This is a genomic window from Streptomyces rugosispiralis, assembly GCF_024505145.1.
Taxonomy (GTDB): domain Bacteria; phylum Actinomycetota; class Actinomycetes; order Streptomycetales; family Streptomycetaceae; genus Streptomyces; species Streptomyces rugosispiralis.
Genome location: NZ_JANIAA010000028.1, coordinates 80963 through 107605 on the forward strand (window position 1 = coordinate 80963; position 26643 = coordinate 107605).

Genomic DNA, 26643 nt, shown 5'->3' on the forward strand with positions numbered 1-26643 from the left:
GCCTCCCCTCTCCCTCTTCCACGCCCGCTTGGGCATAAGCCTCATATAAAACTTGAGCCCTGTCGACTCAGGTCTGTTGACAGCGATGGAGCGGGTGATGCACGCTTGAGCCTGTTCCACTCAATGCTGTAGCTGGAGGATCCCGAAATGGCACGTGCGGTCGGCATCGACCTGGGTACGACGAACTCCGTCGTCAGTGTTCTCGAAGGCGGTGAGCCCACCGTCATCACCAACGCCGAGGGCGCCAGGACCACGCCGTCCGTTGTGGCGTTCGCGAAGAACGGCGAGGTGCTGGTCGGCGAGGTCGCCAAGCGCCAGGCGGTGACCAACGTGGACCGCACCGTCCGCTCGGTCAAGCGCCACATGGGCACCGACTGGAAGATCAACCTCGACGGCAAGGACTTCAACCCGCAGCAGATGAGCGCCTTCATCCTGCAGAAGCTCAAGCGGGATGCGGAGTCGTACCTCGGCGAGAAGGTCACGGACGCGGTCATCACCGTCCCGGCGTACTTCAACGACGCCGAGCGCCAGGCGACCAAGGAGGCCGGTGAGATCGCGGGCCTCAACGTCCTGCGTATCGTCAACGAGCCTACCGCCGCCGCGCTCGCCTACGGGCTGGAGAAGGACGACCAGACCATTCTGGTCTTCGACCTCGGCGGCGGCACCTTCGACGTCTCGCTGCTGGAGATCGGCGACGGCGTGGTGGAGGTCAAGGCCACCAACGGTGACAACCACCTCGGTGGTGACGACTGGGACCAGCGCGTCGTCGACTACCTGGTCAAGCAGTTCAACAACGGCCACGGCGTCGACCTGTCCAAGGACAAGATGGCCCTGCAGCGCCTCCGCGAGGCCGCTGAGAAGGCGAAGATCGAGCTCTCCAGCTCGTCCGAGACCACCATCAACCTGCCCTACATCACGGCGTCCGCCGAGGGCCCGCTGCACCTGGACGAGAAGCTCACCCGCGCCCAGTTCCAGCAGCTCACCTCCGACCTGCTGGAGCGCTGCAAGACCCCGTTCCACAACGTCATCAAGGACGCGGGCATCTCGCTGTCCGAGATCGACCACGTGGTCCTGGTCGGTGGCTCGACCCGTATGCCCGCCGTCGCCGAGCTCGTCAAGGAGCTGACCGGCGGTAAGGAGGCCAACAAGGGCGTCAACCCGGACGAGGTCGTCGCGATCGGCGCCTCCCTCCAGGCCGGTGTCCTCAAGGGCGAGGTCAAGGACGTCCTGCTGCTGGACGTCACCCCGCTGTCCCTCGGTATCGAGACCAAGGGCGGCATCATGACCAAGCTGATCGAGCGCAACACGACCATTCCGACCAAGCGCTCGGAGATCTTCACCACGGCCGAGGACAACCAGCCGTCCGTGCAGATCCAGGTCTACCAGGGCGAGCGCGAGATCGCGGCGTACAACAAGAAGCTCGGCATGTTCGAGCTGACCGGCCTGCCCCCGGCCCCGCGCGGCGTGCCGCAGATCGAGGTCACCTTCGACATCGACGCCAACGGCATCATGCACGTCGGCGCGAAGGACCTCGGCACCGGCAAGGAGCAGAAGATGACCGTCACCGGCGGCTCCGCGCTGCCGAAGGACGACATCGACCGCATGATGCGCGAGGCCGAGCAGTACGCGGAGGAGGACCACAAGCGCCGCGAGGCCGCCGAGGCCCGCAACCAGGCCGAGCAGCTGGTCTACCAGACGGACAAGTTCCTCAAGGACAACGAGGACAAGGTCCCGGCCGAGGTCAAGACCGAGGTCGAGGAGGCCCTCACCGAGCTGAGGGAGAAGCTCAAGGGCGAGGACACCGCCGAGATCCGCACCGCGACCGAGAAGGTCGCCGCGGTCAGCCAGAAGCTGGGCCAGGCGATGTACGCCAACACGGCGGACGGCGCGGGCGCGGCCGGTGCCGCCGCCGGTGACGCCGGTGCCGCGGGCGGCCAGGCCAAGGCCGATGACGATGTGGTGGACGCCGAGATCGTCGACGACGACAAGGCCGACAAGGGTCAGGGTGGTGCCGCGTGACGGAGGAGACCCCGGGCTTCGAGGAGCAGCCCGATGTCCCCTCCGAGGCCGCGAAGACCCCTGATGACGCGGCGAAGGGCGCCGGGTCCGCCGACAAGGCGGGCCCGGCGGCCCCGGCCGGGGACCTCGAGCAGGTAGCCCTTCAGGCACAGCTGGACCAGGTCCGTACCGCGCTCAACGAGCGGACGGCCGACCTCCAGCGGCTCCAGGCGGAGTACCAGAACTATCGGCGCCGGGTCGAGCGGGACCGGGTGACGGTCAAGGAGATCGCGGTCGCGAGCCTCCTGTCCGAGCTGCTGCCCGTGCTCGACGACATCGGCCGCGCCCGTGACCACGGCGAGCTCGTCGGCGGCTTCAAGTCGGTGGGCGAGTCCGTGGAGACGGTGGTGGCCAAGCTGGGCCTCCAGCAGTTCGGCAAGGAGGGCGAGCCCTTCGACCCGCTGATCCACGAGGCCCTGATGCACTCGTACGCGCCGGATGTCACCGAGACCACGTGCGTGCAGATTCTGCAGCCGGGGTATCGAATCGGCGAGCGCACGATCCGCCCGGCGCGGGTCGCCGTCGCCGAGCCCCAGCCGGGAGCCGGCTCCGGCAAGGGCGAGGGCGAGACCGCGGCGCCGGACGAGGAGAGCGGTGGCCCGGAAGAGGGCTGACGCGACGGTGACCGCGAGAGCAGCAGGAGAGGAGGGACGTCGGGGATGAGCACCAAGGACTTCGTGGAGAAGGACTACTACAAAGTTCTCGGCGTCCCCAAGGACGCCACCGAAGCGGAGATCAAGAAGGCGTACCGGAAGCTCGCCCGCGAGTACCACCCGGACGCCAACAAGGGCGACGCCAAGGCGGAGGACCGGTTCAAGGAGATCTCCGAGGCCAACGACATCCTCGGGGACCCCAAGCGGCGCAAGGAGTACGACGAGGCCCGCGCGCTGTTCGGCAACGGGGGCTTCCGCCCCGGGCCGGGCGGACCGGGCTCCACCGGCAGCTTCAACTTCGACCTGGGCGACCTCTTCGGCGGCGGCGCCCAGGGCGGCGGCGGTGGTGGCGGCGCCGGCGGCTTCGGCGGCGGGCTCGGGGACGTCTTCGGCGGGCTGTTCGGCCGCGGTGGCGCCACCCGCGCCCAGCCGCGCCGTGGCCAGGACATCGAGTCCGAGGTGACGCTCAGCTTCACCGAGGCCGTCGAGGGGGCCACGGTCCCGCTGCGGATGTCCAGCCAGGCCCCGTGCAAGGCGTGCTCGGGCACCGGCGACCGGGACGGCACCCCGCGCGTCTGCCCGACCTGTGTCGGCACCGGCCAGGTCAGCCGGGGCGGCGGGGGCGGCTTCTCGCTCACCGACCCGTGTGTGGAGTGCCGCGGCCGCGGACTGATCGCGCAGAACCCGTGCGAGACCTGCAAGGGCAGCGGACGGGCCCGTTCCGCCCGCACCATGCAGGTCCGGATCCCCGCGGGGGTCAGCGACAGCCAGCGGATCCGGCTGCGCGGCAAGGGCGCCCCGGGCGAGACCGGCGGCCCGGCGGGCGATCTGTACGTGGTCGTGCATGTGGACCCGCACCCGGTCTTCGGCCGCAAGGACGACAACCTGACCGTCACCGTGCCCGTCACCCTTCCCGAGGCGGCGCTCGGCGGCGAGATCAAGGTTCCGACCCTGGGCGGCCCGCCGGTCACCCTGAAGCTGCCGCCCGGCACGCCCAACGGGCGGACCATGCGCGCCCGGGGCAAGGGCGCGGTGCGCAAGGACGGCACCCGCGGAGACCTGCTGGTCACCGTCGAGGTCACGGTGCCGAAGGACCTGAGCGACCCGGCGCGTGACGCGCTGGAGTCGTATCGCGAGGCGACCGTGGGAGAGGACCCACGGGCGGAGCTGTTCAAGGCCGCGAAGGGAGCATGAGATGGACGGCCGCGGAGGAATCGGAGGCAGGGGCGCTGGCCGACCCCGCAACCCCTATGAGCTGACCGAGGATTCGCCGGTCTACGTCATCTCGGTGGCCGCCCAGCTCTCCGGGCTGCACCCGCAGACCCTGCGTCAGTACGACCGTCTCGGCCTGGTCTCCCCCGACCGCACCGCCGGCCGCGGCCGGCGGTACTCCGCGCGCGACATCCAGCTGCTCCGCCAGGTCCAGCAGCTGTCCCAGGACGAGGGCATTAACCTCGCCGGGATCAAGCGCATCATCGAACTGGAGAACCAGGTCGCGGCCCTCCAGTCCCGGGTCGCCGAGCTCCAGGCCGCGGTCGAGGGCGCCGCGACGGCCATGCAGCAGCGCGAGGCCCAGGTCCACGCCTCCTACCGCCGCGACCTGGTCCGCTACCAGGACGTCCAGCAGAGCAGCGCCCTGGTGGTCTGGCGCCCCAAGCGCCCGGAGTAGCGGACCGTTTCTTCCGTTTCCAAACTCATCCGATCGAGTGGCCCGGCGACCGAATCCCAGGTCGTCGGGCCTTTCGTATCTCTAGCGTGAGGCCGTTGCCTGCCTGTGCCACGAGGGCACTCTTGGCCCACACTTGAGGAGGAGGTGCTGCGCCATGACCGCACTCGCCCATGAGGCGCCTACGACGACGGAGGTGCCCGAGGCCATGTCCCCGATCTCGCTCGATGAGGCCCTGTGGCAGGCGTGGAAGTCCCTGGAACTCCCCGAGGGCTTTCGCGCGGAGATTGTCGAGGGGTTCATCGAGGTGTCGCCAACCGGACGTTCCAGCCATGCCCGCATCATCAACCGGCTGCGGCGGCTGCTCGAGAAGTACCTGGAAGACGGCGATTACGCGGTCCACCACGACTGGAATGTCATCCACGGCCTGAAGGCATGGGTGCCGGATCTGTTCGTCGCGCCCCAGGAGGACGAGGAGTTCCTCACCGAGGACGGCCTCGGCTTCGCCGCCTCCGCCGTGAAGCTCGTCGTCGAAGTGGTCTCCCCCGGCCACGAGAACCAGCAGCGCGACCGGGTGCGCAAGCGCCGTGCCTACGCAGGGGCCGGGATCCCCGTCTACGTCCTGATCGACGACCACGACAACCACGGCACCGTCACCGTACTGACCTCCCCCTCCCCGGACGAGGGGACGTACGCCGCCGAGACCCGTGTCCCGTACGGCACCGTGGTGGAGATTTCGGAGGGCCCGGCGAAGGGCTTCGCGATCACGGAGGAGATCACCGGCCCGCGCCAGGGGTGACCGGGCCGCGATGAGTTCCGGGCCGCTGGACGGTCCTACCTGCTGAACGGAGCATTCCACCGCAGGAGACCCCGATGCACGCAGTCCTCGTCACCCATCGACCCGGCCCAGGCCCCCGCGGCCGCCGCCGCGCTCATGAACGACGTCCTGCCGAAGCTCACCGCCGCGCCGGGCTTCGTGTCCGGCCAGTGGCTGGAGCCCGTGGACGGCCGGGGTATGTCGATCCTGACGTTCGAGGACGAGGAGCGGGCCCGCGCGGCCGCCCCGTTGCTCGGCGCCTCGGCCCCCGGCGTCACCGTCGAGTCCGTCGAGTTCCGCCGCGTCGCCCTCACGGCGCCCTGACCGTAACGGCCTATGCCCAGGCAGCGGGCGGCGTTCTGCTGATCTCGCACCAGACGACCTTGGACGCGGGCCCCCAACGTTCCCCCGTCAGCGGGTAGTGGCTCCACCGGTCGGCGAGCAACCGCAGCAGGTGCAGCCCTCGCCCGCTCTCGCCGCCCGCCGTGAGCGGGCGGATGCCGGGTGGGGCCATGCTGGAGTCCCACACGGTCATCCGCAGCGTCTCGGCGGACCACTTCAGCCGCAGATCGGCCTCGCCGCCCGCGTGCACGATGGCGTTGGTGAGCATCTCGCTCGCCAACAGCTCCGCGCGCTCGACCAGTTCGGGCAGTTCATGGGCGGTGAGGGCGGTACGAGGGGTTCATGCCGCGGAGAAATCACGTAACTGCTCGGCAGGAGCGACTGGGCGCGGAGCTGCGGAAGTTGCGCGAGCGGGCGGGCGTAACCGCACGTGAGGCGGCCGACGTCGTCGGCATGGACCAGGCCACGATGTCGCACCTTGAGGCAGGGCGCGTCGCGGCGGGTGAAAAGCGTGTGCGGCAGCTGACCTCGCACTACGGTGTCTCGGACGTCCTTTTGGTTGATGCCCTTGCCGCGATAGCGGCTGAGCGGGTTCGCGGGTGGTGGGGGAAGTATCAGGGCCGTCTCGTCCCGGTGCTGCTGGATCTTGCAGAGCTGGAGCATCATGCACGTGGCCTCAAGCTGTTCCAGATGGTGCATGTGCCGGGCCTCTTCCAAACCGAGGACTACATGCGGGCACTTCATGTGAACGCGCCCTACGAGTTGTCGCCGGAGCTCCTTGAGGCGACTGTGGATTTTCGTCTGAGCCGACAGCAGGTCCTGGACCGTGATGCTCCGCCCGAGACGCGCGCCGTCGTGCATGAAGCCGCGCTCCGTATCAAAGTCGGCGATCGCAAGGTGGCGCGTGGACAGCTTGACCACCTGCTGGAGGCATCCACACGACCATGTGTGAGCCTGCGGGTGATCTCTTTCGAGGAGGAGGGATTCGCCGGTGCCGGTCTGCCGATGCTGTACGCGGAGGGCCCGGTGCGACAACTGGACACGGTGCAGTTCGACACGGTGAACGGCAGCGTCTTCTCCGGCGAGGAGAAGCAGTTGGCCGACTACCGGAGGGTCTTCGGCATGATGGAGAGCGCTGCCCTGCCGGTGAGAGAGTCGCGTGACCTCATTCACCGCATCGCAGAGGAGCTGTGAAGAAGTGCAGATGTCCGGGGCATGGCGGAAGAGCTCGTACTCCGCTGGAACGCAGGGCAACGAGTGCGTGGAACTCGCCGCCACTGAGAGCGGTGCCATATGCCTGCGCGAGAGCGACGACCCCCGCGCCGTCCTCACGACCACGCCTCCCCTTCTCGCGGCCTTCATACGGGCCGCCAAGGCGGGGGAGTTCGACGGCTTGACTGAGTGAGCAGGGGGCTGCGGTGGGTTTGGTCGCCGATACATCGCCCGTGTTGGCACACCGGCGGCGCAAACCCACCGCAAACCCCGTTATCCACAGGCCCAGCGCGAGAGCAGGCAACTGCGGCACTGTGGGGAGATGACGGGGACGGGGGATGCGGTGTTGCTGGCTAGGCTGGCTGCTGCCCAGGGCGGGGTGGTGCTGACTGCCCAGGCTCTTGTGGGCGGCTGGAAGCGCGGGCGGCTGAACCGTCGCTTTCGCGCGGAGGGGTGGACCCAGCTCCGTGCAGGTGTGTGGGTGGAGCCCGGGCGGGCGGTTGGACCGGTGGCGTTGCTGTGGGCGAACCAACTGGCGCATGCGCACCTCGTCGTCAGCCATACGGCGGCGGCTGTACTCCATGACATCGAAACCCGTACACAGCGTGTGGAGTTCACCGGGCCGCCCCAGGGCAGGACGGACGTGCACGGCGGCGTGCTGCACCGTTTGCCGCTCGGGGCGGACGAAACCACAACCCTGGGCGGGCTGAGGGTCACCACCGTGGGACGCACCATGGCAGACCTCTTACGGGCCGGGCCGCGTGACGACGCGCTGGTGGCGGTGGAGTCGGCGGTGAGCAGGCGGCCCAGCCGGTACGGGGGCGGGAAGGGGCGCAGGGCGCCGCTGACCACGCTGGGGGAGATCGCCCGAGCCCTGGAGCGGGGGTCTGCCATGCGCGGTACGGCCACCGCCCGGGAGTGGCTGGCGCTGGCGGACCCCAAGGCGGGGTCGCCGGCGGAGACGATCGCCCGCCTGCGGATGCATGACGCCGGTTTGCACCCCGAGTCGCAGCTGCTGCTCACCACCCCGACGGGGAGGCGGGCGTACCCGGACTTCTTCTTCCGGGCACAGGGGCTGGTAGTGGAGATCGAGGGCTACCGGTGGCACGGCAGCAGGGCACAGCACCAGCGGGATACTGCTCGCTTCAACGACCTGATGTCGTGCGGGGAAGTGCGCCGGATTCTGCGGTTCACGGCGAGCGATGTGTATCGGCGCCCCGGAGCGATGATTCGCGATATCCGGGGCGCCCTGACACAGCTTGCCGACGTTCAGCCCGCTTCGTAGCTCGCGCGGAGGTCACTCGTCGGCGACGACCGCCTCGTTGCCTCCTCGGGCCTGCTGGAGGGTTTCGGCGATGGCGGCGAACTCGCTGAGCGCGGCCTGGAGATCCTCGACGATCTCGGCGGCGAGGACCTCGGGTGCGGGGAGCGAGTCGGCGTCGTCCAGGCTGGGGTCGCGGAGCCAGAGGATGTCGAGGTTTGCCTTGTCGCGGGCGGCCAGCTCTTCGTAGGTGAAGGACTTGAAGCGCTCGGTTTCGACGCGCTTGCTGCGGTCCTCGTCGTCCGGCCGGTAGCACTGGACGAAGTCATCGAGGGAGGCCCGGGTGAGGGGGTTCTGCTTGAGGGACGACGACAGCGGCGCGGCCGTGGATTTCGAGGAGCGAGGCGATGTGCTGGACGAAGTTCAGCTGCTTGTTGGTCGTGGTGACCCAGAAGTCCCGGCGCTCGTAGGCGATGGACTCGCGGGCTGCTTTGCCGTCGTCGCCGTAGACGGTGATGGAGGACTTCTTGCCGAAGGGCGGGTTGGCGAGGACCAGGCTGGCGCGCTGGTCGGGCGGGGCGGCGAGCGCGTCCTTCGTGCGGACGAGGGCGTTGCCCGTGGGGTGGCCGATGCCGTGGAGGAAGAGGTTCATGGCGGCGAGCCGCGCGGTGTTACGGACCAGTTCGTTGCCCCAGATGCCGCCCGAGCTGAGGTGCTGGCGCTGCTCGGGCGTCGCCGGTTCCGCAGGCCGGGTCGGTGATCGTGTCCTCGGGGGTCGGCTTGACGCAGTCGATGATGGCCTGGATGAGGGAGCGGGGGTCGTCCTTGGCGAGGGAGCGCTCCATTCCCTCGATGGCCGACACCTGGGCCGGACGCAGCGGTTCCCGGTCGAGGAACACCTCCGGCAGGCGGCGCATGCGAGCGCGCAGGGTGGGTGCCTGCGGGTCGGCCTCGGCTTCGTCGATCCAGCGGGCGACGGTGTCCGGCCGGTGGATGGCGAAGACGTCCCGGGTCCGGGGCGCGGGGTCCAGGGCGTTGTGGAAGCGGACGGTGTTGCCGTCGGCTACGTATCGGAAGGGCAGGCTGGCCCGCCAGGCGCTGAGCTGCTGGCTGCGGGTGAGCCCGGCGGCGTACCGCGCGGCCTGGTGCATGGCGCCTTCCAGATCGGCGCCCTCGCGCTTGGCCTCTACGACGCCGACCAGCCGCTGGTTCACGTACAGCAGGTAGTCGGCGCGGCCCACGGCTGTGGTGACCTCGCGCACGGCGACGCCGGCGACGCCGGGGACACCCTCCGCGTACAGGTTCTTGGCGTTGTCGTCCTGGACCACCCAGCCGGCCTGCTCCAAGATCCGGTCCAGCTCCGCGCGGACCTGCGCCTCGTTCATAGGCGGCAGGGCCGCCTTCTGGGCGTGGGAGATGAACGCGTCGCGTTCCGAGGTGTTCTTGAGTGGCGTCGGCGCGACGTAGGCGTCGGCCAGGTCGGCGTCGGTGAACTCTTCGATCTGTGCGCTGAGCTGCTCGACCAATTCGCTGAGCGCGGCGCGGTCGGCTTCGGCACGGGCCAGCTCGGCTTCGGCCTGTTCACGTGCGGCCCGCTCACGTTCGAGTCGGTCCTGCTTGCCGTCGAAGCGCATCCGGGCCTCGGCCAGCTTGGCACGGTAGTCGTCCAGCTCGGCGCGAAGCTGTCCCAGCTCCTCCAGGTCGGCGGGGGTGGCCGGGGTAGGGCTCTCATCGGGAGTGGCCGGGGCGAGGAAAACGCGGTGAGTGGTGTCGTCCTGGTTGCGGGCCCGGTGCAGCCAGTCGCCGAGCTTGAAGCAGGTCTCGACCATCTGGAGCGCGGTGCGGACGTTCGCGTAGTAGCCGTGGGCGGCCCTGTTCCCCGTGTCGCGCAGGAGGTCGAACCACTCGTAGGTCTGCTCTTTCAGGACACCGGCCTGGGACAGTGCCCTGATGCGGTGGAACTGCGTGTTGCTGTTGACCTGGAGGCCGAGGAGGCTCAGCAGATGGCGGGCCATGACCTCGCCGAAGAGGCGGGCCTTGAACATGGCGGCGTGCGAGTCGGTGTGCACATACGACTCGGCGGAGCAGCCGATGGTGACGAGCAGAGGCTCGTGTTCCAGCAGATGACCGAAGTTGGACGATCCGGCTGCCAGCTGAGCGACCTGCGGGTCGTGCTGGTTTCCGCCCTGGCCGGTCGGCGACGTCGGCATGGTGTTCCCCCCAGAACCGTTTCCGTGCGTGAGCAAAGCCTCGCAGGATGCCACCGGGGCGCTGGGGCGCACAAGAGGTTTGCAGAGAACGACGAGGCTCTCGAAGCGCCCCGAGGGCGGTCCGGGCGCACCATGGAGGTGTAGGAGGAGGTACGCCAATGTTGGAGATCAAGACGATGGACAAGCCGGATGAGCGGCGGGACTTTCCCGGTGGTCATCTGGAAGCGCTGAATCTGACCGGGCTGCACCTCGCCGTGGTCACCCTCGAGCCCGGCTGGCGCTGGCGGGAGTCGGTGCGGCCGATCGTGGGGACGGACAGTTGCCAGGTCCAGCACACCGGGATCATCGTGCGGGGCCGGATGCGGGTGCGTACGGACGACGGAGCCGAGGGCGAAGTGGGCCCCGGCGATGCGTATGTGGTGCCGCCCGGCCATGAAGCGTGGGTGGTCGGTGACGAACAGGTGGTGATGTACGACGTCGGCGGGCAGATGGCGGAGACCTACGCGAAGTCCAGCGATGCCGGAGCCTGAGCCCGGGGGCGGGAGTGGCGTCGGGTAGCGGATGCTTCAGCGGTTCAGCCGGCGGCAGGGGACGAGATGACTACCGGTCCGAGACCACCGCGCGGCCCCCGCCGCGGAGGATGGCCGCACGGCAGTGCCCGTACCGACCAGCTGATCCGCACGCTGCTGCGCCGCCGTAAGGAGCCGCTGGCGATCGAGGACGTCACCGTCGTCGACAAGCCGGGGATGCGCCGCGCCGTCGCGGCGACGGCCATCGGCAACACCATGGAGTGGTTCGACTTCGGTGTCTACGCCTATGTCGCCGTCACCCTGGGCCGTGTCTTCTTCCCCGCCGAGGACCCCGCCGCCCAGGTGGTCTCCACGTTCGCCACCTTCGCCGTGGCGTTCCTGGTGCGGCCGCTGGGCGGGCTGGTGTTCGGGCCGCTGGGCGACCGGATCGGGCGGCGGCTGGTGCTCTCCACCACCATGATCATGATGGCGGCGGGCACCTTCGCGGTGGGGCTGCTGCCCGGCTACTCCCAGATCGGCTTCGCCGCCCCGCTGTTGCTGCTGGTCTGCCGGGTGGTGCAGGGCTTCTCGACCGGCGGTGAGTACGCGGGTGCGACCACGTACATCGCCGAGTTCGCGCCCGATCATCGCCGTGGTTTCCTCGGCAGCTGGCTCGACTTCGGCACCTTCATCGGCTATTCGCTGGGCTCCGGTCTGGTCACCGTGCTCACCGCCGCCGTCGGTGCGAACGGGATGGTGGACTGGGGCTGGCGGGTGCCGTTCCTGGTGGCCGGGCCGCTGGGGCTGATCGGTCTCTATATGCGGCTGCGGCTGGAGGAGACCCCGGCGTTCCAGCAGGTGGCCGAGCGGGCGGCCGAGGAGGCCAAGGCGGCGGAGGCACACGGTGGCACCGCGCCGATCGAGGAGGCGCGGCAGTCCGGGCGGGGCCGGCTGAAGGAGATCTTCACCAGGCACTGGCAGGCGGTGCTGATCTGCATGGGTCTGGTGCTGCTGTACAACGTCACCAACTACATGGTGACGTCGTATCTGCCGACCTTCATGACCTCCACGCTCGGCCAGAACGCCACCACCGCCCAGGTGCTGGTGCTGGGCACCATGCTGTTCGTGGTGCTGGCGATCACGGTGGTGGGGCGCACATCCGACCGCTGGGGGCGGCGGCCGCTGTTCCTGTTCGGCAGCGTGGGCATGATCGTGCTGGCCATTCCGGCGGTGCTGCTGATCCGGGAGGGCGGCGTCCTGATGCCCGCGATCGGCTGTCTGATCCTGGGCGCGATGCTGGTCACCTTCGCGGGGACGAGCGCCGCCACGCTGCCCGCGCTGTTCCCGACCCGGCTGCGCTACGGCGCGCTGTCGATCTCGTACAACCTCTCCGTGTCGCTGTTCGGCGGGACGACGCCGCTGCTGGCGTCGTGGCTGGTGGCCACCACCCACAACACGCTGGTGCCCGCCTTCTACCTGATGGTGGCGGGCGTGATCGGGCTGATCGCCACGGTGTTCCTGCACGAGACGGCGGGGAAGCCGCTGCGCGGTTCGGGGCCCATGGTGGAGACCGAGGAGGAGGCGCGTACGGCGGTGGCGGAGAGCCGCACGGAGGCCGGGCGGCGCGCCCGCGACGTCTGGATCCGGCTGCGCCACCCCTGGGCGGGGGCGGGCCATCGGGAGGCCGGTCACCAGGAGGAGGAAGAGGAGTGACGGGCCTCGGGCCATGAGGAGTGACGGGCCTCGGGCCATGAGGAGTGACAGGTCTCGGGCCATGAGGAGTGACGGGCCTCGGGCCCAAAGGCGTGACGAGCCTCAGCCCCGGCCCATTGCCCGAGTGAGGGCGATCTCGATGACGACGCGATCCGGGTTGGGGCGGGGGGTGCGCTGGTAGCGCTCGGCGTAGCGGCGCTCGGCGTCCGCGATCAGCTCGGGCTCCTCACGTACCACCGCGAGCCCCTCCAGCGTGGCCCACCGCCTGCCCGCCATTTGGCAGACCGCGACCCGCGCACCGCCCTCGCCCGCCGCCCGGACATGGGCGACCTTACGGCTGTGACGGCTCGCGATGACGCGGGCGAGCCCGGCCTCGGGGTCGTAGGTGACGCCGACCGGGACCACATGCGGGGTGCCGTCCGGGCGTGGGGTGGTCAGGGTGCACACATGGCGTTCGCGCCAGAAGGCGAGGTACTCGGGATCGGGGTTGCGGGGATCGACGGACATGGTCCAGAACCTAGGGCCAGAGGAGTGGCGCCCGCGAGGTTGAGTGGAATAGACTCAACTTTACGGAGGTTGGGTAGGGCAGGGATGGGAAGATCGGAGCGAGGAGGAGCACAGGGACGTGGATGCCGAGCTGACCAACAAGAGCCGGGCGGCGCTGAGCGCCGCCAATGACCGGGCGGTGTCCTCCGGGCATGCGGACATGACGCCCGCGCACCTTCTGCTCGCCCTGCTGCAGGGCCAGGACAACGAGAACGTGATGGATCTGCTGGCCGCCGTCGAGGCCGACGCGGCCCTGGTGCGCGACGGCGCCGAGCGGCTGCTCGCCGCCCTGCCCAGCGTCCAGGGCTCCACCGTGGCCCCGCCGCAGGCCAGCCGCGACCTGCTGGCCGTCATCGCGGACGCCACCCAGCGGGCCAGGGAACTCGGGGACGACTACGTCTCCACCGAGCACCTCCTCATCGGCATCGCCGCCAAGGGCGGCCAGGCGGGGGAGCTGCTCGACCAGCAGGGGGCGGGTGCCAAGAAGCTGCTCGCCGCGTTCGAGAAGGTCAGGGGTGGACAGCGGGTGACGACGCCCGATCCGGAGGGCACGTACAAGGCACTGGAGAAGTTCGGCACGGACTTCACCGCCGCCGCACGCGAGGGCAAGCTGGACCCGGTCATCGGCCGGGACCAGGAGATCCGCCGGGTGGTGCAGGTGCTCTCCCGGCGCACCAAGAACAACCCGGTGCTGATCGGCGACCCGGGCGTCGGCAAGACGGCCGTCGTCGAGGGGCTCGCCCAGCGGATCGTCAAGGGCGATGTGCCCGAGAGCCTGCGCGACAAGCGGCTGGTCGCCCTCGACCTCGGCGCGATGGTCGCGGGCGCGAAGTACCGCGGTGAGTTCGAGGAGCGGCTGAAGACCGTCCTGGCCGAGATCAAGTCCAGCGACGGCCAGATCATCACCTTCATCGACGAGCTGCACACCGTGGTCGGCGCGGGCGCCGGCGGCGACTCCGCGATGGACGCGGGCAACATGCTCAAGCCGATGCTGGCCCGCGGTGAGCTGCGCATGGTCGGCGCCACCACCCTCGACGAGTACCGCGAGCGGATCGAGAAGGACGCCGCGCTCGAGCGCCGCTTCCAGCAGGTGCTGGTGGCCGAGCCGACCGTCGAGGACACCGTCGCCATCCTGCGCGGGCTCAAGGGCCGCTACGAGGCCCACCACAAGGTGCAGATCGCCGACGGCGCGCTGGTGGCCGCCGCCGCCCTCTCCGACCGGTACATCACCTCCCGCTTCCTCCCCGACAAGGCCATCGACCTGGTGGACGAGGCGGCCTCCCGGCTCCGGATGGAGATCGACTCCTCGCCCGTGGAGATCGACGAACTCCAGCGGTCGGTGGACCGGATGCGGATGGAGGAGATGGCCCTCGCCCGGGAGACCGACGAGGCCAGCAGGCAGCGGCTGGAGAAGCTGCGCCGCGACCTCGCCGACAAGGAGGAGGAGCTGCGCGGCCTCACCGCCCGCTGGGAGAAGGAGAAGCAGGGCCTCAACCGCGTCGGTGAGCTCAAGGAGAAGCTGGACGAACTGCGTGGCCAGGCCGAGCGCGCCCAGCGCGACGGCGACTTCGACACCGCCTCCAAGCTGCTGTACGGGGAGATCCCGGCCGTCGAGCGGGAGCTGGCCGAGGCGTCGGAGGCCGAGGCCGAGGTCCAGGGGGACCGCCCCACCATGGTCAAGGAGGAGGTCGGCCCGGACGACGTGGCCGATGTGGTCGCCTCCTGGACCGGTATCCCCGCGGGCCGGCTGCTGGAGGGCGAGACTCAGAAGCTGCTGCGCATGGAGGACGAGCTGGGCAAGCGGCTGATCGGCCAGACCGAGGCCGTACGGGCCGTATCGGACGCGGTGCGCAGGACCCGGGCGGGCATCGCCGACCCGGACCGGCCCACCGGCTCGTTCCTCTTCCTCGGGCCCACCGGCGTCGGCAAGACCGAGCTGGCCAAGGCGCTCGCCGACTTCCTCTTCGACGACGAGCGGGCCATGGTCCGCATCGACATGAGCGAGTACGGCGAGAAGCACAGCGTGGCCCGGCTGGTCGGCGCCCCGCCCGGCTACGTCGGCTACGAGGAGGGCGGCCAGCTCACCGAGGCGGTGCGCCGCCGCCCGTACAGCGTGGTGCTGCTGGACGAGGTGGAGAAGGCCCACCCCGAGGTCTTCGACATCCTGCTCCAGGTGCTCGACGACGGGCGGCTCACCGACGGCCAGGGCCGGACGGTGGACTTCCGCAACACCATCCTGGTGCTCACCTCCAACCTGGGCAGCCAATACCTGATGGATCCGCTGCTCGGCGAGGAGGAGAAGAAGCAGAGCGTGCTGGAGACCGTGCGGGCCTCCTTCAAGCCGGAGTTCCTCAACCGCCTGGACGACCTCGTGGTCTTCTCCGCGCTCAGCGGCCCGGAGCTGGCCCGGATCGCCGAGCTCCAGATCGCCCGGCTGGCCCGCCGCCTCGCCGACCGCAGGCTGACCCTCGACGTCACCCCGGCCGCGCTGGAGTGGCTCGCCGAGGAGGGCAACGACCCGGCGTACGGGGCGCGCCCGCTGCGCCGGCTGATCCAGACCGCGATCGGCGACCGGCTGGCCAAGGAGATCCTCGCCGGGGAGGTCCGGGACGGCGACAAGGTCCGGGTGGACCGGGTCGGCGACGACCTGCTGGTGGGCCCCGCGCAATAGGGGTCCGGGGCCGCCCGGCGCCCACGGTCCGGCCGGTCCGCCGGCCGGACCTCGCGGCCGTTGTTTCGGCTGTCGTTTCGGCCGGATCGGGCAATGTACGGCCGGGGTTGCACGGCGGGGGCGGGTGTGAGGGAGGATGGCGGTATTCCATACGAAGGGAAATCCACGGTGAGCATCGACCCGTCCTCGATTCCGAATTTCGGGGGTCAGCCCGAGCCCGAACCGACGGGTCCGAGCGGCCCCGTGCTGCCCGACCAGGACCTGGTCAAGCAGCTGCTGGAGCAGATGGAGCTGAAGTACGTCGTCGACGAGGAGGGGGACCTCGCCGCGCCGTGGGAGCAGTTCCGCACCTACTTCATGTTCCGCGGGGAGGAGGAGCAGCAGGTCTTCTCCGTTCGCACGTTCTACGACCGGCCGCATGGCATCGATGAGAAGCCGCGGCTGCTCGAGGCGATCGACGACTGGAACCGCCGCACCCTGTGGCCGAAGGTCTACAGCCACACCAATGACGACGGCACGGTCCGGTTGATCGGCGAGGCGCAGATGCTGATCGGCACCGGCGTCAGCCTGGAGCACTTCGTATCCAGCACGGTCAGCTGGGTGCGGGCTTCGATCGAGTTCGACCGCTGGCTGGTCGAACAGCTCGGTCTGGAGGCCGACATCGAGTCCGACGGTGACGACAAGCCGGGCGACGACGAGGCCTGAGCGGCCGAGCCGTACAGCCCTATAGCCGTACAGCCGTATTGCGGTCAGCAGGGCCGTATGCCGGTCGGAAGGGCCGTGTCACGGTCGGAAGGGCCGTGTCCCGGTCAGACCGGGCTGGTGGCCATGGTCAGCAGATACGTCCCGTAGAGACAGGAGAGCCCGGCCAGCGCGCCGCCCACCAGGACGGCGGTGCGCGGCCGGGCTCTTGCCATCGCCAGCGCCGCCGGGATCAGCAGCGGGAAGGCGGGCAGCAGGAAGCGCGGCTTGGACGCGAAGTAGTGGGCGCTGGCGAGCGCGATGAACACCAGGGCGAGGGTGTAGACGACCAGCGGCAGCGGCGGTGGCCGCAGCACGAACCCGACCAGGGAGATCAGCGCGGCGCCGATGACGACCAGCGCCATGTAGTGCGACAGATAGCCGTCCCCCATGATCAGGGAGCGGGCGGAGCGGAAGCCGCTCGCACCGAGATCGAGATATGTGCCCCAGTCGTCCTGGACGTCCAGATAGCCGCGCCAGGTGCCGCGCCGCACACCCACCCAGACGGCGTAGCCGAGCCAGCCGAGCGGTGACAGCGCGGCCCCCGCCCACACCCGCCAGGACGTACGCCACCGGTGCCGCCGGATCTCGGCGGCCGCACACGCGCACACCGCGGCCGCGACCGCGAGCCCGTTGGGCCGGGTGGCCCCCGCGCACAGCGCGAGCGCCCCGGCCCACAGCGGGCGCCCGGTCAGCAGCGCGTACAGCGACCAGGCCGCCAGCGCCGTCAGCAGCGACTCGGTGTACCCCATGGACTCGATGACCGCATGCGGCAGCAGCCCCCACAGCGCGACCAGCGTCAAGGCCACCCGCCGCCCGTACAGCAGCTCCCCGACCGCGTGGATCCCCCAGGCCGCAAGCCCGGCCGCGCCCCAGGCGACCAGCAGCCCGGCCGTCACCCCGCTCACGGGGACGACGGCGGTGACGGCCCTGATCAGCGCCGGGTAGAGCGGGAAGAACGCGAGGTCGCTGAAGGTCAGGCCGGGGTGGGTGACGGAGGGGCGGTTGGTGCCGTAGCCGTGCTGGGCGATGCCCACGTACCAGCGGCTGTCCCAGTAGTGCCCGAGCTGCGTCCGCGGCTGCTTCCCGGCCTGCCGGGCGCCCAGCACCACGCAGACGATCCCGGCGGCCCGCACCGTCGCGTACACCGCGAGCGCGAGCCACGCCCGCCTCAGCGACGCCCCGATCCGCCCCAGCGCCCGTCGCCGTTCCGCCGGCCGCCGGGGCGGTTCCGGGGTCCGTGTGGACGCGGCGGTTTCGGCGGACACGGAGACCTCCGGTGTGGGCACACGACGGGCGCACGACGGACCTGCGCCGAGCCCCCGGGACGGGACGGACCAGGAGGCTCGGCGGACACACCGACCATCCGCCAGGCCGCGGACGCCCGCGACCCGGGACGTCCAACCGGGGGAGCGGGGTTACCGGAGGAGGTGCGTCAGCCGCGTCGCGCGCGTCAGGCGCCTCAGCGCACGTCAAGCGCCTCAGCGCACGTCAGGCGCCTCGGCCCGCGTCAGGCGCCTCAGCCCGCGGCGAGGGTCTTGAGCCGGGCCACGGCGTCCGTAAGGACCTCTTCGCGCTTGCAGAAGGCGAAGCGGACGAAGGGGGAGCCCTGGTCCTGGTGGTCGTAGAAGACCGCGTTCGGGACCGCGACCACGCCGCAGCGCTCGGGGAGGGAGCGGCAGAAGGCGAAGCCGTCGGTCTCGCCGAGGGGGCGGATGTCGGTGGTGATGAAGTACGTCCCCGAGGGGCGGAAGACATGGAAGCCCGCGTCGGTCAGGCCGTCGGCCAGCAGATCGCGCTTGGCGCGCAGATCGTCCCGGATGCCGTGGAAATAGGCGTCGGGGAGGGCCAGCGCCTCGGCCACCGCGTACTGGAAGGGGCCCGCCGAGACATAGGTGAGGTACTGCTTGGCCGAGCGCACCGCCGTGACCAGCTCGGGAGCGCCGGTCACCCAGCCGACCTTCCAGCCGGTGAACGAGAACGTCTTTCCGCTGCTGCTGATGGTGACCGTCCGCTCGCGCATCCCGGGGAAGGAGACGAGCGGGGTGTGCTCGGTGCCGAAGACGAGATGCTCGTACACCTCGTCGGTGACCACCAGCAGATCGCGCTCGACGGCGAGCTCGGCGACCGCGGCCAGCTCATCGCGGGTGAGCACGGTGCCGGTGGGGTTGTGCGGGGTGTTGAGCAGGATGAGCCGGGTGCGGTCGGTGACGGCGGCGCGCAGCTCGTCGAGATCAAGACGGAAGGTGTCTCCGTCGGGGCGCAGGGTGACGGGTACGCGGACGCCGCCCGCCATGGCGACACAGGCGGCGTACGAGTCGTAGTACGGCTCCAGCGCGATCACCTCGTCGCCCGGCTCCACCAGCGCCAGCAGCGACGCCGCGATGGCCTCGGTGGCGCCCGCGGTGATCAGCACCTCGGTGTCGGGGTCGAAGCCCAGGCCGTACCAGCGCCGCTGGTGCTCGCTGACGGCGGTGCGCAGCTCGGGCACACCGGGACCGGGCGGGTACTGATTGCCCCGGCCCTCGCGCAGCGCACGCACGGCGGCCTCGCGCACCTCCTCGGGGCCGTCGGTGTCCGGAAAGCCCTGCCCGAGGTTGATGGCGCCGGTGCGCACGGCGAGGGCGGACATCTCGGCGAAGATCGTGGTCCCGAAGGCGGCCAGTCGGTGGTTGAGCGGCGGTCGTCCCATGGCGCCCATACTCCGCCGAACCCTCGGCCTTCATCAACTCTCCCCGTGCCCGGTGTGGGGCTTGCTCACCGGTTTCGGGGCTGGATTTTCCGCGCTGATTGTTTGCGCTCGTTTTCGGTCGCGGGACGGGCGGGTACTCGGCCGGGCCGGGATCCATCGACCGCGCGTTGTCGCCAGAGGGGTGAGCCCCGCGGGAGGCGAGATGGCCAAGCAGAGGACACAGCAGGCGGGCGCCTGGCCACGGCTCCGGCTGGAGGACTGGGCCGAGACCCGGGACACCCTGCACATGTGGACCCAGATCGTCGGCAAGATCCGGCTGGACCACGCGCCACCGGCCAATCAATGGTGGCAGGTGACCCTGTACGTCACCCCGCGCGGGCTGAGCACGTCCACGGTCCCGTACCGGACCGGGGCGTTCGATATCGAGTTCGACTTCATCGAGCACCGGCTGGGGATCCGGGTCAGCGACGGAAGCCGGCGCGAGCTGAGGCTGGAGTCCAAACCGGTGTCCCAGTTCTACTCCGAGGTCATGGGCGTGCTGGGAGACCTGGGCATCCAGACCCGGATGTACCCCCGGCCGAACGAGGTGCCCGTGGCGATCCCCTTCCCGGAGGACCACCGGCACGCGGCGTACGACCCGTACGCCACACGGCTCTTCTGGGGTCAGTTGCTGAGCGCACATCGGGTCTTCGGGGAGTTCCGGTCCCATTTCGTCGGCAAGGCCAGCCCCGTGCACTTCTTCTGGGGGGCGATGGACCTGTGCGTCACCCGCTTCTCCGGCCGCACCGCGCCGCCGCATCCCCCCGGCGGTGTGCCGAACCTGCCCGACCGGGTGACGCAGGAGGCGTACTCCGTCGAGCTCTCCAGCTGCGGCTTCTGGCCCGGCGGCGGTGCGGAGGGCGGCTTCTACTCCTACGCCTACCCCGAGCCCACCGGCTTCGCCGACCAGCCGGTACAGCCCGAGACAGCCTCATACCGGCGGGAGGTCGGTGAATTCGTGCTGCCCTATGAGGCGGTCGCCACCGCACCCGATCCGGACCGGACGCTGAGCGAATTCCTCCACAGCACCTATGGGGCGGCCGCCGAACTGGCCGACTGGGACCGCGCGGTCCTGGAAGCGGACCCCGTCCACTGGGAGCACCGCTAAGCGCTCCGCGGGAAGCGTCGCGAGGTGTGGTCGTTCATCCGCGGGTGCGTCGTGGCCGTTCTCGCAGTTCCCCGCGCCCCTTCGGGGCGCAACCGAACCGCACCGGACTCCAGCGAGGCCGCTTAGCTCCTGTCCAGCGCTCAGAGGTTGTCCCCCGGGCGAGCTACGGGCGGGTGCGCTCTGTGTGGTGACGATTCCGGGGACCCGGGTCCATAGCGTCTGAGACGCCCGCGGGGAGCGGGTGACCCAGACTCTCTCAGGGGGAAGAACGATGATCCGCAGTGCCAGGGTGTCCGCTGTGATCGCGCTGTCCTGCGCCGTCGCCGGTGTGGGGCTGGTCGGCTGTGACGATTCCGCGAAGGCGGATCCGGAAGCGTCCGCCACCACGTCCGCCGCCGCTTCGAAGGAGGCGGGCGATCAGGACTTCACCGGCACCAAGAAGATCGAGGTCGGTGGCCGGTTGGTGAACGTGTCCTGTTCCGGGACGTCGGCGGACGGCAGGCCGGTTGTCATGCTGGTGGCCGGCGGCGGCGACGGTCTGGAGAAGATGGCCGGGCTCCAGGAGACCCTGAGCAAGAAGAACCGGGTCTGCTCCTACGACCGGCCCGGCGAAGGCGCCAGCGACCAGCCCGAGGGGCCGCAGACCCTCGAGAGCACGGGGAAGGTGCTGACCACGGTGCTCGACCGGGTCGCCGGTGACGCTCCGGTCGTCCTGGCCGGGCATTCGCTGGGCGGGCTGATCGCCGCCCGGTACGCCCCCGACCACCAGGACCGGATCAAGGGGCTGGTCCTGATGGACGCCACCTCGCCGACCCAGACCGCCGATCTCAACAAGGGAATCCCCGAGACCGCCACCGGCCCGGCGGTCGCATTGCGTGATCAGACCCTCGCGATCCTGCACGGAGGGGAGCCGGAGAAGCTCACGGTGCCGGACGGGAAGGTCCGTTCCGCCGGGGACATCCCGGTGGAGGTGATCCACCACGGGAAGCGGTACCTCGCGGAGGTGCCCGACTACGGGCCGGGCCTGGAGCGGGCGTGGACCGACGGTCAGCGCAAGTGGCTCGCGGTCTCCAGCCGCTCCAAGCTGAGCACCGCCAAGACCAGCGGGCACTACATCTACGTCGACCAGCCGGATATCGCCGTGCGGGCGATCGAGCGCGTCGCCGTTCAGGTCGTGGACGGCGCGCAGGGCGTGGACTGAACCTCTGGACTTCCTCAACTTCGCTTTGGCCGCCGTGAGGTCGGGCATGGGACCCGACAGGTACGAAGCGGTACCTCGCTACGGGGGTTGGAAGGAGAGTGAGGACCATGGGTCCTGTTGTCATCTTGGTCGTGCTGGCGTTCACGTTCGCGGCGCTCGCCGCGCTCGGCGCCGGTCGGTCGAAGGGGTACAGCGGGCGGCGCAAGCGGTCCTGGGGCGCCGGATCCAGCGGGGCCGCCGGTGGCGGCTGGTGGGCCGGATCCAGCGACGGCGGCGGTAGTGGTGGTGGCCATCACGGGGGTGGTCACCACGGCGGCGGCGGTGGCTGCGGCGGCGGAAGCGGCTGCGGTGGCGGGGGTGGCTGTGGCGGCGGCGGTGGTGGCGGCGGTGGCTGCGGCGGGGGTGGCTGACCCGCGGTTCCCGCGGTCCCCGCGACCTTCGTGGTCGCCGCGCGCCGTTCTTACGGCCCCGTGCGGCCCTTACGGTCGCCGTGCCGTCCTTACGGTTGCCATGACCTTCTTACGGTTTGCCAGGCCGTCCTTACGGCCGTGAAGCGATGAGCCAGCGCCCGGCGCGCCAACGTGCGCCGGGCGCTGGCTTGTTGAACACTTGCCCTAGTGAGCGCCCTAGGGGGTGGAAACCCGGCGAAGGTGGGTAAAAACGATGTGGCGCCCAGCATTTCATGATTCCGTATACCACCAATCGACCTTACGGCCCCACGTGGGCACGAGCCGCCGTATGCGCATGCCCCTGGTCCCCCGCGGGGCGAGCTGGCCCAACTCTTTCCACTGCGTGCTTGCGGAGCCGATCCATGCTCACGACCCTCAAGACTGCCTACACCGATACCCGCGCCGCTGACCTCGCCTGGGGCCTGGGACGGGAACCGCTTCCCGCCCTCGCCGTGCTCGATCTGCAACTCCATGGCTTCACCGTTCAGTTGAGGCTTCTGGGCGCCTCCCACCAGGTCCTCCTCGAAGGGGAGGGCGGTCGTTGCTCGGAGACCGTGGCCTGTATGTCCGGCAACAGCACCCCGCTTCCGCTGGGGGTCTCCACCCTCGTCGACGGCCGCGAATACGAATTCGCGGCGCGCGTCGAGGAGTTGTCACAAGGGGCCTTCGCCGGACGTGCGCAGGAGCTGCTCGCGCTGGTGGCCGACCATCCGCACGGCCTGGCCGGTACGTTCCCCGGCAGCCCGAACGCGTTCACGGCGCTGCTCGCGCAGTGGAACGAGGGCACGGTGGGGTGGCGGACCTGGCATGCGTACCCCCAGGAGGGGCGGTTGGTCACCACCCGCACCTGTGTGGGGGCCAGGGTGCCGCCCGCGCTCCGGCCGCCGGGCGCGGGCGGGCTCGATATGGGCGGCCTGCCGAACGGCCTGCCCGGTGAGCTGCCGAACGGCCTGCCCGGTGAGCTGCCGGGTGGGCTGTCGGACGGGCTGTCGGGTGGGGTGTCGTCCCAAGTCCCCTGCTCCTGAACGGGAATCGCGAGTGGCCGAGAGGCCGTCGATGCCAGATGTACGAACGGCATTGCACTCGTGTGGGGGACGAGACGTAAGCGATATGTGACGTAGCGTTCCCTTTGTGATCGATTCGCCCATGTCCGCCGTCTCGGATGCGCCGTCGTCGCCGGAATCCGGCCCTCCGGCGCGGCTGCCCGTGCGGGCGGGGCTCGGCCGCTTCCTGGTGCTCGGCACGGTCTTCGTCTGCGCCGCCTGCGGGCTCGTCTACGAGCTCGAACTCGTCGCCCTCGCCACGTACTTGGCGGGTGACTCGGTCACTCAGGCATCCGTGGTGCTGTCCGTGATGGTCTTCGCCATGGGCGTCGGCTCGCTGCTGGCCAAGCGGCTGCGCTGCCGCGCCGCCGTGGGCTTCGGCGCGGTCGAGGCGGTGCTCGCGCTCGTCGGCGGCTGCTCGGCGATGGCGCTGTACGCGTGCTTCGCGTGGAGCGGTGATTCGCGCTCCGCGCTCGTCGGCTTCTCGTTCGCCATCGGTGTGCTCATCGGGGCCGAGGTGCCGCTGCTGATGACCCTCATCCAGCGGGTGCGCCGGCAGGACGCGGGCGGCGCGGTGGCCGATCTGTTCGCGGCGGACTATGTGGGCGCGCTGGTCGGCGGGCTCGCCTTTCCCTTTCTGCTGCTGCCCGCGTTCGGCCAGCTGACCGGCGCGCTGGTCACCGGCGCGGTCAACGCGGTCGCGGGCGGCGCGCTGGTGCTCTGGCTGTTCCGCCGCGATCTGAGCGTACGGGCGCGGTGGACGCTGATCGTCGCCAACGGGCTGGTGCTCGCCGCGCTGGCCGCCGGTGCCATGCTGACCCCCTCCTTCGAGCGGGCCGCCCGACAGGCCGTCTACGGACCGGGGGTGCGGGTCGCGCTGCGCACTGGCGAGCAGGAGATCGTGCTGGTGGGCGGGGGGACGAGCGGGCGGCCGCTGTCCCTCTTCCTCAACGGGCGGCTGCGGGTCAGCGGGCGCGACGAGGTCCGCTACCACGAGGCGCTGATCCACCCGGCGATGGCCGCCGGACCGCACGGCCGGGTCCTGGTGCTGGGCGGCGGCGACGGGCTCGCGGCGCGCGAGATCCTGCGGTACGCGGGGGTCCGCTCGGTGACCGTCGTTGAGCGCGACGTGGAGGTGGTGCGGCTGGCCCGGCGCGATCCCGGCCTGTCCGCGCTCAACGGCGGCGCCTACCGCGACCCGCGGGTGCGGGCGGTGACGGCGGACGCCTTCGACTGGCTGCGCCGGTCCATGGCGTACGACGTGGTGGTCTGCGATCTGCCCGCCCCCCAGCTCACCCCGAGCACCAAGTACTACTCCCAGGAGTTCTACGGCCTGGCCGAGCGGGTGCTGGCGCCCGGCGGCCGGCTGGTGGTCCACGCCGGGCCGCTGCGGCCCGATCCGCGGCCGTTCTGGACGGTGGACGCGACGATGCGCTCGGTCGGGCTGCGGACCACTCCGTATGTGATCGGCGCCCCGCGCCCCGGGCGCGGCAGCCCGCACGACTGGGGCTTCGTCCTGGCGGCGCGCTCCCCGGCCGGGCTGCGGCTGGCCCCGCACCGGCCGCGGCCGCGCTCGCTGACGGAGGAGGGGCTGCGGACGGCCCGCCGCACGGCCGAGCGCGGCCGAGAGGCGGGTCTGCCCCCGTCGACGCTCATGCGTCCGCGCTATGGGGAATGACGCCACGGCCCAAGACGCGCCGGCCTATGGGCAGCGACGCCACAGTGGGCCCGGCGGTGGGTGCCCGCTCCGGCGGTGGGTGCCCGCCCGCGTGCGGGGCGTGTCCGCGCGCCGGGGGCTCGCGTCGGCGGCGTACGTCAGCGGCGCGCGGAAAGTTGCGCGGGAACGGGTCTCAGCGAACGTGCGATGGGTACTGTCTTGACCTATGGAGCATGAGGTATTCGTTCCGTTTCCCGTCGACACCGTCCGGCTGGCGCTCGCGGAGCCCGCCCGCGTCGCTCGTTGCGTTCCCGGGCTCCAGCAGGACGCCGATGAGGCCGCCGGTCCACTCGCCGGGCGGCTTCGGCTGCGCATCGGCGGATCCACCATCACGTATCGCGGCTCGCTGCGTGTCGTCCGGCGCGCCGATGGCTTCGAGGTCGAGGGCGAGGGCGGCGAGGCGCGCGGCAGCGGCTCGGTGAAGCTCGCGCTGACCATCACGCCGAGGCCCGTCGAGGGCGGTACGGAGCTGAACTTCTCCGGGACGGTCCACAGCGACGGGCGGCTGGCCGAGTTCGACGACGAGGCGTCCATCACCGTGGCCCGCCGCATGCTGGACCGGTTCGCCGCGGCGCTCACGGCCGGGCTGGAGACGTCCCCGATCAGCGCGCCCACGGAGGACGAGGCCCCCGGCCGGGCCGCTGCCGAGGCGGCCGACGAGACCACCGACGCGGCCGCCGCCGCGGACGAGACCGGGCTGCCGACCGAGGCCGAGCTTCCGCTGTCGGCCGACGACATGGACATCGGGGACGTCGGCGACCTCGAGGACCTCGACGACGCGGGTGCCGTCGAGGAGCCCGTCGGCTTCGGCGATCTCGACGACCTGGACGAGGAGCCCCCGGCCGAGGCAGCCCACGCCCGCCGCACGATGATCGGCCGCTCCACCGAGGAGGTCGACCACGCCCCGCCGCGCGGCCGCTACGCACCGGTCCCCGCGCCCGAGACCGTCTCCACCAGCGCCACACTGCGCTGGGCCGCGCCGGCCGCGGCCGTCGTGCTCGCCTCCGTCGTCGTCGTGGGCCGTCGCGTACTTCGCCGCCGCCGATGAGCCCGGACGCATAGGCTCGGTCTTTGTGACCACCGAAGACACAACGGAGACCAAGGGCGTACGGCTGACCGCCGGGGACGCCGAGCTGACCGTCTCACCCGAGAACGGCTGCCGTATCGGTTCACTGCGCATCGGCGGTACGGAGCTGCTGCGGCAGGGCCCGCGGTTCGGGTCGTTCCCGATGGTGCCGTGGTGCGGCCGGACCGGTCTCGGCCGGTTCCGCAACGGCGGGCGGACCCACCAACTGCCTGTCAACTCCCCGCCGCACGCGATCCACGGGACCGGCCGGAACACCGAATGGACCCCTGTCAGCACGGGGCAGTCCAGCGCGGCCTTCACCTACGACCTCGCCGACCCCTGGCCGTACGAGGGCCGGGTCACCCAGACCTTCGAGCTCTCCCCGGACAGCCTGACCGTCACCATGAGCGTCGAGACCGAGGGCGACTCCTTCCCGGCACAGGCGGGCTGGCATCCGTGGTTCCTGCGGAACTTGGGCGACGGCGGCGCCGATGCCGAGATCGCCTTCGACGCCGCATGGCAGGAGGAGCGCGGCGAGGACCACCTCCCCACCGGCCGCCGGATCGCGCCCGAGCCCGGCCCCTGGGACGACTGCTTCGGGATGCCACAGGGGGTGGACGTCACGCTCACCTGGCCCGGCCGGCTCGAGCTGAAGGTCACCAGCCGGACGGAGTGGGTGGTCGTCTACGACGAGCAGGCGGAGGCGGTGTGCGTCGAACCGCAGTCCGGCCCGCCCAACGGCCTCAACCTCATGCCGCGCCTCGTCACCCCCATCGAGCCGCTGGAGATCGCCATGACCTGGAGCTGGCGCACGCTGGCCTGACGCGGTCGGTCTCACGACTGACGCGGTCGGTCTCACGACTGACGCGCTCGGTCTCACGGCCGACGCGGTCGGTTTCACGGCCGACGTGGTCGGTCTCACGGTACGG

General features: G+C 70.7%; 25 protein-coding genes and 1 pseudogene. 20 read left to right on the forward strand and 6 right to left on the reverse strand.

Annotation, left to right across the window (positions count from 1 at the left end):
- Window positions 1-147: 147 nt before the first annotated feature.
- From dnaK to NP777_RS31930, 6 genes are all read left to right on the forward strand, one after another.
- A complete protein-coding gene (gene dnaK / locus NP777_RS31905) occupies window positions 148-2019 on the forward strand; it encodes a molecular chaperone DnaK (protein WP_256653636.1) in 1872 nt (623 codons plus the stop codon).
- On the forward strand, window positions 2016-2672 hold the full coding sequence (grpE, locus tag NP777_RS31910; protein ID WP_256653637.1) for a nucleotide exchange factor GrpE: 657 nt from the start codon (window positions 2016-2018) through the stop codon (window positions 2670-2672). Before dnaK ends, grpE begins: the two co-directional genes overlap by 4 nt.
- Before the next feature lie 45 nt (window positions 2673-2717).
- A complete protein-coding gene (gene dnaJ / locus NP777_RS31915) occupies window positions 2718-3905 on the forward strand; it encodes a molecular chaperone DnaJ (protein ID WP_256653638.1) in 1188 nt (395 codons plus the stop codon).
- A gap of 1 nt (window position 3906) precedes the next feature.
- Window positions 3907-4380 carry a heat shock protein transcriptional repressor HspR gene (locus NP777_RS31920; protein ID WP_138914662.1) on the forward strand — a complete coding sequence of 158 codons (474 nt, stop codon included), beginning with the start codon at window positions 3907-3909 and terminating at the stop codon, window positions 4378-4380.
- A 154-nt stretch (window positions 4381-4534) separates the two neighbouring features.
- Complete coding sequence (locus NP777_RS31925; RefSeq protein WP_256653639.1) at window positions 4535-5176, forward strand: Uma2 family endonuclease; 642 nt, start codon at window positions 4535-4537, stop codon at window positions 5174-5176.
- A 135-nt stretch (window positions 5177-5311) separates the two neighbouring features.
- Window positions 5312-5518 (forward strand): hypothetical protein, encoded by a 207-nt coding sequence (locus NP777_RS31930; protein ID WP_256653640.1) that lies wholly within the window; start codon window positions 5312-5314, stop codon window positions 5516-5518.
- A gap of 10 nt (window positions 5519-5528) precedes the next feature.
- Here NP777_RS31930 and NP777_RS31935 read toward each other — a convergent pair whose 3' ends face one another.
- The gene (locus NP777_RS31935; RefSeq protein ID WP_308405276.1) at window positions 5529-5846 is read right to left on the reverse strand and encodes an ATP-binding protein; all 318 of its coding nucleotides are present in this window, start codon (window positions 5844-5846) and stop codon (window positions 5529-5531) included.
- A gap of 32 nt (window positions 5847-5878) precedes the next feature.
- On the opposite strand from NP777_RS31935, the gene NP777_RS31940 reads away from it, so the two are divergent.
- The 3 genes from NP777_RS31940 to NP777_RS31950 all read left to right on the forward strand — a co-directional run bounded on the left by NP777_RS31940 (window position 5879) and on the right by NP777_RS31950 (window position 8033).
- On the forward strand, window positions 5879-6730 hold the full coding sequence (locus tag NP777_RS31940; protein ID WP_256653641.1) for a helix-turn-helix domain-containing protein: 852 nt from the start codon (window positions 5879-5881) through the stop codon (window positions 6728-6730).
- Between the two features lie 10 nt (window positions 6731-6740).
- A complete protein-coding gene (locus tag NP777_RS31945; protein ID WP_256653642.1) occupies window positions 6741-6941 on the forward strand; it encodes a DUF397 domain-containing protein in 201 nt (66 codons plus the stop codon).
- A 315-nt stretch (window positions 6942-7256) separates the two neighbouring features.
- Window positions 7257-8033 carry an endonuclease domain-containing protein gene (locus tag NP777_RS31950; protein WP_256653643.1) on the forward strand — a complete coding sequence of 259 codons (777 nt, stop codon included), beginning with the start codon at window positions 7257-7259 and terminating at the stop codon, window positions 8031-8033.
- A 301-nt stretch (window positions 8034-8334) separates the two neighbouring features.
- Here the strand turns inward: NP777_RS31950 and NP777_RS31955 are convergent, their stop codons facing one another.
- Both NP777_RS31955 and NP777_RS31960 read right to left on the reverse strand, forming a co-directional pair.
- Window positions 8335-8706: an HsdM family class I SAM-dependent methyltransferase gene (locus tag NP777_RS31955; protein ID WP_308405277.1), complete on the reverse strand. Its 372-nt coding sequence runs from the start codon at window positions 8704-8706 to the stop codon at window positions 8335-8337.
- Window positions 8681-10219 (reverse strand): type I restriction endonuclease, encoded by a 1539-nt coding sequence (locus tag NP777_RS31960; RefSeq protein ID WP_256653644.1) that lies wholly within the window; start codon window positions 10217-10219, stop codon window positions 8681-8683. Before NP777_RS31960 ends, NP777_RS31955 begins: the two co-directional genes overlap by 26 nt.
- Window positions 10220-10377: 158 nt before the next feature.
- Between NP777_RS31960 and NP777_RS31965 the strand changes: the two genes are divergently transcribed.
- Together NP777_RS31965 and proP are read left to right on the forward strand one after the other, a co-directional pair.
- Window positions 10378-10749, forward strand: coding sequence for a cupin domain-containing protein (locus NP777_RS31965; RefSeq protein ID WP_256653645.1), 372 nt, complete (start codon window positions 10378-10380; stop codon window positions 10747-10749).
- A 141-nt stretch (window positions 10750-10890) separates the two neighbouring features.
- Window positions 10891-12441 carry a glycine betaine/L-proline transporter ProP gene (gene proP, locus NP777_RS31970; protein WP_256653677.1) on the forward strand — a complete coding sequence of 517 codons (1551 nt, stop codon included), beginning with the start codon at window positions 10891-10893 and terminating at the stop codon, window positions 12439-12441.
- Between the two features lie 102 nt (window positions 12442-12543).
- Here the strand turns inward: proP and NP777_RS31975 are convergent, their stop codons facing one another.
- Window positions 12544-12948: a pyridoxamine 5'-phosphate oxidase family protein gene (locus NP777_RS31975; RefSeq protein ID WP_256653646.1), complete on the reverse strand. Its 405-nt coding sequence runs from the start codon at window positions 12946-12948 to the stop codon at window positions 12544-12546.
- A 118-nt stretch (window positions 12949-13066) separates the two neighbouring features.
- Here NP777_RS31975 and clpB point away from each other — a divergent pair, with 118 nt between their 5' ends.
- Window positions 13067-15658: an ATP-dependent chaperone ClpB gene (clpB, locus tag NP777_RS31980; protein WP_256653647.1), complete on the forward strand. Its 2592-nt coding sequence runs from the start codon at window positions 13067-13069 to the stop codon at window positions 15656-15658.
- A gap of 168 nt (window positions 15659-15826) precedes the next feature.
- On the forward strand, window positions 15827-16363 hold the full coding sequence (locus NP777_RS31985) for a YbjN domain-containing protein (protein ID WP_020869726.1): 537 nt from the start codon (window positions 15827-15829) through the stop codon (window positions 16361-16363).
- Window positions 16364-16467: 104 nt separating this feature from the next.
- On the opposite strand, the gene NP777_RS31990 is transcribed toward NP777_RS31985, so the two are convergent.
- Entirely contained in the window at window positions 16468-17667 is a 1200-nt protein-coding gene (locus tag NP777_RS31990; protein WP_256653648.1) for a hypothetical protein, read from the reverse strand.
- Between the two features lie 251 nt (window positions 17668-17918).
- Window positions 17919-19091, reverse strand: coding sequence for a pyridoxal phosphate-dependent aminotransferase (locus NP777_RS31995; RefSeq protein WP_256653649.1), 1173 nt, complete (start codon window positions 19089-19091; stop codon window positions 17919-17921).
- Between the two features lie 202 nt (window positions 19092-19293).
- Between NP777_RS31995 and NP777_RS32000 the strand changes: the two genes are divergently transcribed.
- From NP777_RS32000 to NP777_RS32030, 7 genes and pseudogenes are all read left to right on the forward strand, one after another.
- Window positions 19294-20238 carry a DUF5996 family protein gene (locus NP777_RS32000; protein WP_256653650.1) on the forward strand — a complete coding sequence of 315 codons (945 nt, stop codon included), beginning with the start codon at window positions 19294-19296 and terminating at the stop codon, window positions 20236-20238.
- Window positions 20239-20509: 271 nt separating this feature from the next.
- Window positions 20510-21439: an alpha/beta fold hydrolase gene (locus tag NP777_RS32005; RefSeq protein WP_256653651.1), complete on the forward strand. Its 930-nt coding sequence runs from the start codon at window positions 20510-20512 to the stop codon at window positions 21437-21439.
- 107 nt (window positions 21440-21546) lie between these two features.
- The gene (locus NP777_RS32010) at window positions 21547-21849 is read left to right on the forward strand and encodes a hypothetical protein (protein ID WP_256653652.1); all 303 of its coding nucleotides are present in this window, start codon (window positions 21547-21549) and stop codon (window positions 21847-21849) included.
- A gap of 401 nt (window positions 21850-22250) precedes the next feature.
- Window positions 22251-22766: pseudogene (locus NP777_RS32015) on the forward strand (DUF2617 family protein); the annotation flags it as partial.
- A 268-nt stretch (window positions 22767-23034) separates the two neighbouring features.
- The gene (locus NP777_RS32020; protein WP_256653678.1) at window positions 23035-24609 is read left to right on the forward strand and encodes a polyamine aminopropyltransferase; all 1575 of its coding nucleotides are present in this window, start codon (window positions 23035-23037) and stop codon (window positions 24607-24609) included.
- A gap of 205 nt (window positions 24610-24814) precedes the next feature.
- Window positions 24815-25696, forward strand: a complete 882-nt coding sequence (locus tag NP777_RS32025) for an SRPBCC domain-containing protein (RefSeq protein WP_256653653.1) — start codon at window positions 24815-24817, stop codon at window positions 25694-25696.
- 25 nt (window positions 25697-25721) lie between these two features.
- A complete protein-coding gene (locus tag NP777_RS32030) occupies window positions 25722-26537 on the forward strand; it encodes an aldose epimerase family protein (RefSeq protein WP_256653654.1) in 816 nt (271 codons plus the stop codon).
- Window positions 26538-26643: the final 106 nt, after the last annotated feature.